Here is a 3906-nt window from a genome sequence, read left to right as displayed (position 1 = left end):
CTAGCATTGCCTCACCCAGCACAAGACCAAAAGTTTCCGGAATAATTGAAGGAAGCACCAAGCAATCTATATCATGCATAACACTAGGTATATCATTACAAAATCCATAGAATTCTACATACTCATAAACGCCTAGTTGTTTTGCCTTTTCTTTAAGTTCATTAACATACTCGGGAGTCTTAGGATTCACCCCGCCGACAATTACTACGCGAAAATTCGTCACTTTTTCTTTTAATAAAGCTACTGCTTCTATTAAGTCATCAAGGCCTTTCTCCATTGTTACTCGGCCAACAAAGCCTATTAAAAATGTACCGTCATTTATATTGAATTTATCTTTTATTAGACGTCTTGTTATCTTCGCATTCTCATTAATCTTTATCCCCGGGTATATGACGCGTACATTGCTGGTATTGATTTTAGGATTCGTTCCAAAAAACTTGTTTTTCACAAACTCAGAAACGCAAATAATGCCCGCTAACTGATTAAAGTACCAAGTATGAATAAAATCCTGTTTAGCAATGAGCGGAACATGACGTGTTGTGACCACTTTTCCTCTTCCGGCTAGCCAGGTTGCAAATAGCGCCAGCCATGAATCACGGCTAGTATGAGTATGAATAATATCTGCCTGTGTTTCTTTTAGCAACTTTGCTAATCCGCAAACAGTTACCGGATCTATTGCACTTTTGATCGGTAAGGTTTTGACCGGGCAAACTTCGCTATAGGCTTTTTTATACATTTCAAAATCACGGCAGACTACTGTCACTTTGTGACCATTGCGAACCAACCCGCTGGCAACATCTTTAACATGCTGCTCAATGCCGCCCCATTCGTAGCTTATCGATATCATTTCAATTATCGAAAATTTTTTCATCATTTCACCACTATCTGTTTTTCTCAGCCAACTTAGCAATATTGGCGGCAAGCTTGCTTGGTGCGTATTCTGCATGGGCCCTGCTAAGGTTGTCCTGGTAATCCTTAAAATTATCATTAAACGTATTAACAAATACCTCTATTGCATTTTTTAAGGCTTCCATGTTGCCCACTTGAAATGATTTACCGATATTAAAGTGCTTTAGTACTTCAGGATTAATATTATCAGCGATAATTACAGGTTTTTGAAAGCCCAGGGTAGTTGATAAGATCGCCGAGGTATGATAGCGATATCTTTCGGCGCCGTATGGCATAACCATAGCATCAACACTTGCAATAGCCTCCTGCCACTCCCTGCCGATTAAAGGTCGATGCATAAATTCAATTAAGTCAGAATAAGTGCCATAGCTTTTTATTATTTTCTCAAAATCTTCGGCATCCGCCTGCGTCATTGTAGCTCCTTGAACAAGTAGTTTTACAGGCCTTGTAAAGTTGCATGTCACAAAGATGTCTAGAAATTGATCAAGTTTTTTTTCTTTACGATATTGGCCGAAAAAGCCCAATTTTAAAACTTCAGGGGTACTTTCACTTTTTTTATAACTAATATCCCTCGGTATATAGTTCGGTGGGTAAAAATAAGAAACATTAGGCATCGGTTTGTTAATCCTTGAGTCTTCGGCAAAAGTTTGGACAGCAATTTTAATATTGGGATTATTCAATGCCTTTTCTGCCTGGTGAAAAAGGCGCGGAGCTTCTTTTGGTGTAAGTCCGTGGACAATAAAAATTACAGGCAGCGGAGACTTTACCAGACTATTTATCTGTAGCGCCCTGAGATACCTGTAAGTTGCTGAAGGAAATATCAGTGCATCAAACCTCTTCTCTAAGGTGTACTGATATAGCCGGTTATACCATTTTTGTCGATTGATTTCCCTTTTTATTGATAATAATATTTTTTCAAGTCCTTTAACGTTGGCGTAAGAAACCCCTATTCCAGGCAAAAAATTAATAGGTGCTCCATAGTTCCATTTAAATTCATGGCCTTCCGGTACATAAAACTCAACCTGATGTCCTAATGCTTGCAATTCTTCGACAAGAATTCGATCATAATCTACCTCATGCCCGCCAGGAGTGATGATTGATTCCATAATTGCAAATTTCATTAAATATTTTCACTCCTTTGCATATAATATAGCTTGACATACTTGGCCATGGTATAAAAATAGTGAAACGCTGCCATTATAAAACCCATCTTGCCGTCAAGGAAACCTAACTTCAGTATATAAGTCCGAAAAAATGCCCATATTGGTCGGAAGACTATAGATAATATATTGGCCCGCTTGCCTTTTTCATAAAGCTGGCTGGCCATTAAAGTTGTGTAGCTATTGAATTTGATGAAATACCTATCCCAGTCATCATAGGTATAATGGTCCAAAGGGTATTTTAGTTTTTGCTTAGCTATATTTACAATTGCTTTTTCATGAACAATGCCATCATAAACTACCTCTGTACGAGGATATAGCCTTAAGCAATAGTCAGGGTACCAGCCGCCATACCGTAACCAATGGCCGAAAGCAATGTTCCGGCGGGGAATCTCATAAGCTAGGACACTGTCGGATTTGACAGCCTGTATTATTTCTCCGGCAAGCTTAGGGGTAATGCGTTCATCAGCATCAAGGAACATCACCCATTCAGTGTTAGCCTGTTTAAGGGCAAAATTTCGCTGAGCTGCAAAACCGTCAGTTATAGGGTGACTAATTACCCTGGCACCATTATCTTGAGCAATTCGTACAGTATCATCACTGCTGCCGGAGTCAACTACTAAAATCTCATTGGCAAATTTGGCACTTTCTATGCACTCTTTGATATGACGCTGTTCATTATAAGTCAGTATAATTATCGTAAGCTTATTCATGCAACCTACTATCTCCCATTACCGAGTGATTGGTTTGGTATTTTTTCATCATTTTACAAAATTCCGTGTAGACAACCGTAGGGCTAATTCCTGCTAGACAATCAATATTCTTATGGCATTTACGTTTCCAACAGCCCCGGCATTCCCATGGGGTTAATATTACTTTATGTTTATCTCCGTAAGGTCCATTCCGCTGCGGATCGGTTGGTCCAAAGAGAGCGATTACAGGAGCACCAACTGCAACGGCCAGATGCATTGGACCGGTATCGCCACCAATAAATACTTTTGATTGTTTAATTATATATGATAATTCTTTCAGACTAGTTTTGCCGACTAGGTTGATTGGCGGAGTTTTCATATTGCTGGCAATTTCCTTATACAGCTTGGCGTCTTTGGGTCCGCCGATGACTACCGGGATAACTCCATCATCAAAAAGCATATCGCCTAGCTCGGCAAAGTAAGTCGTTGGCCAACACTTATTGGGCCAGTTAGTTCCGGGGGCTAAAACAGCATAAGGCTTAACTATGTTTATTCCGGCTTGAACTGCAATGGTTTTAGTGTCTTGTACCTCTTTCGCAGTATTATTGACTTCAAAATGAGGCTGGTTTACTGTCCCGCCAATGTGACGAACAACATCAAGATATCTGTCAACAACATGTCCTTCTGAGTTTTGGCCGCAAACTCTTTTGCTGACTAAACTGCTTAATTCTCTTGCATTGCAGTATACAAACTTAGTCTTGGCTCCGCTTAGGAGGGCTATTGCTGCACTTTTAAATAAGCCCTGAAGATCCAATACAAGGTCAAACTTGCGACTTTGGAGTTCGCGAGCAAGTTTAGAGCCGTTCATAAATAAGCCTATCAGTGATTTATATTGCTTTTTATCAAAAATAATTATTTCATCTATATATGGATTATTAGTTAAAAGATCATGCGCAGGCTTCTCAACAATCCAAGTGATTTTTGTATTTGGGTTGTTCTTTTTTAGTGCGCTGGCAACAGGTAAAGCATGAATTACATCGCCAATAGCGCTGAGCTTTATTATAAGGATGTTTTTGTAATTCATAAACACCTCATGGATTGCTGGTCTTTATCTTTTTTATTACGTTTGACGACGACCTACCCGG

4 protein-coding genes are annotated in these 3906 nt (G+C 39.5%); all 4 read right to left on the bottom strand.

Going from position 1 to position 3906, the window contains the following annotated elements; genetic code table 11:
* The coding region (locus GX348_04355; protein ID NLP41421.1) for a glycosyltransferase family 4 protein at positions 1-910 on the bottom strand (910 nt) is incomplete at its 3' end.
* Positions 882-2030 carry a glycosyltransferase gene (locus GX348_04350; protein ID NLP41420.1) on the bottom strand — a complete coding sequence of 383 codons (1149 nt, stop codon included), beginning with the start codon at positions 2028-2030 and terminating at the stop codon, positions 882-884. The genes GX348_04350 and GX348_04355, both read right to left, overlap by 29 nt.
* On the bottom strand, positions 2030-2782 hold the full coding sequence (locus GX348_04345) for a glycosyltransferase family 2 protein (protein ID NLP41419.1): 753 nt from the start codon (positions 2780-2782) through the stop codon (positions 2030-2032). Before GX348_04345 ends, GX348_04350 begins: the two co-directional genes overlap by 1 nt.
* Positions 2775-3845: a lipopolysaccharide heptosyltransferase II gene (gene waaF, locus GX348_04340; GenBank protein ID NLP41418.1), complete on the bottom strand. Its 1071-nt coding sequence runs from the start codon at positions 3843-3845 to the stop codon at positions 2775-2777. Before waaF ends, GX348_04345 begins: the two co-directional genes overlap by 8 nt.
* Positions 3846-3906 lie beyond the last annotated feature (61 nt).

Source organism: Veillonellaceae bacterium, assembly GCA_012523975.1.
In the GTDB taxonomy this organism is placed as follows: Bacteria; Bacillota; Negativicutes; order JAAYSF01; family JAAYSF01; genus JAAYSF01.
Note: the sequence above shows the minus strand (reverse complement) of the source record. Positions and strands in the feature narration are given on the sequence as shown.